Here is a 1545-nt window from a genome sequence, read left to right as displayed (position 1 = left end):
GCGCCGCTGTTGTCTGTGGCGCTGTAGGTGAAATTGGCTCCTGTAAAGTTGCCTGTGGCTTGCAAAAATAGTTGCTGTAACTGTGCAGGAGTCAGGACTTGGCCGGGTGTCACTGGTACGCCACCGCCCAAAGCGGGATCTCCTAAAAACAGAACGGCTTGGTCTGGTGAGGGCAAGCTGTTGATGGTGTAAGAGACGATCGACCCGTCGGGGTCGCTTCCTCCCAATCCTGTGACTAACTGGCTGCTGTTGGGCCCGACGCGGGAGTTGGCATTGTTGGCAACTGGCGGTTGGTTGTCAGTTGTGCTTGGAGTTGGTGTGGGCCCTATCAGTCCAGCCACACTAGCGGTAGCGACTGGACTGATAGCGCCGCTGTTGTCGGTAGCGGTGTAGGTGAAATTGGTTCCTGTAAAGTTGCCTGTCGTGAAGAAAAACAGTTGCTGCAACTGTGCTGGAGTCAGGACTTGGCCTGGTGTCACTGGTACACCGCCGTTGGCGGGATCTCCTAAATACAGGACGGCTTGGTCTACTGGGGGCAGGGTGTTGATGGTGTAAGAGACGATCGACCCGTCGGGGTCGCTGCCTCCCAATCCCGTGACTAATCGGCTGCTGTTGGGCCCGAGGCTGGAGTTGGCATTGTTGGCAACTGGCGGTAGGTTGTCAGTTGAAGTTGTTGGAGTTGTTGGAGTTGGTGCTGGAGTTGGAGTTGGTGTGGGCCCTATCAGTCCAGCCACAGTCGCGGTAGCGACTGGACTGATAGCGCCGGTGTTGTCTTTCGCGCTGTAGGTGAAATTGGCTCCTGTAAAGTTGCCCGTGGTGAAGAAAAATAGTTGCTGCAACTGTTGAGGAGTCAGGACTTGACCTTGTGTCACTGGTACACCGCCGCCCAAAGCTGGATCTCCTAAAAACAGGACTGCTTGGTCTGGTGATGGCAGGGTGTTAATCGTGTAAGAGACGATCGACCCGTCGGGGTCGCTTCCTCCCAATCCCGTGACTAACCGGCTGCTGTTGGGGCCGAGGCGGGAGTTGGCATTGTTGGCTAATGGGGGTTGGTTGTCAGTTGGTGTTGGTGTGGGCCGTATCAGTCCAGCCACACTAGCGGTAGCGACTGGACTGATAGCACCGCTGTTGTCTGTCGCCCTGTAGGTGAAATTGGTTCCTGTAAAGTTGCCCGTCGTGAAGAAAAACAGTTGCTGCAACTGTGGTGGAGTCAGGACTTGGCCTGGTGTCACCGCAACGCCGCCGCCCAAAGCTGGATCTCCTAAAAACAGCACGGCTTGGTCTGCAGGAGGTAGGGTGTCGATCGTGTAAGAGACGATCGACCCGTCGGCGTCGCTTCCTCCCAATCCTGTGACTAACTGGCTGCTGTTGGGGCCGAGGCGGGAGTTGGAATTGTTGGCTAATGGCGGTTGGTTGCCAGTTGGAAGTATGGCCGCGACAGTAGCGGTAGCGGGACTGGAGGCGCCACTGTTGTCTGTGGCGCTGTAGGTGAAATTGGCTCCTGTAAAGTTGCCTGTGGCTTGCAAAAATAGTTGCTGCAACTGT

The 1545-nt window shown here is 56.1% G+C and carries 1 pseudogene; it reads right to left on the bottom strand.

The features are described from left to right. Nucleotides 1-1545: pseudogene (locus tag QUB35_RS38950) on the bottom strand (hypothetical protein); the annotation flags it as partial.

Source organism: Microcoleus sp. B13-B6, assembly GCF_036705405.1.
In the GTDB taxonomy this organism is placed as follows: domain Bacteria; phylum Cyanobacteriota; class Cyanobacteriia; order Cyanobacteriales; family Microcoleaceae; genus Microcoleus.
Note: the sequence above shows the minus strand (reverse complement) of the source record. Positions and strands in the feature narration are given on the sequence as shown.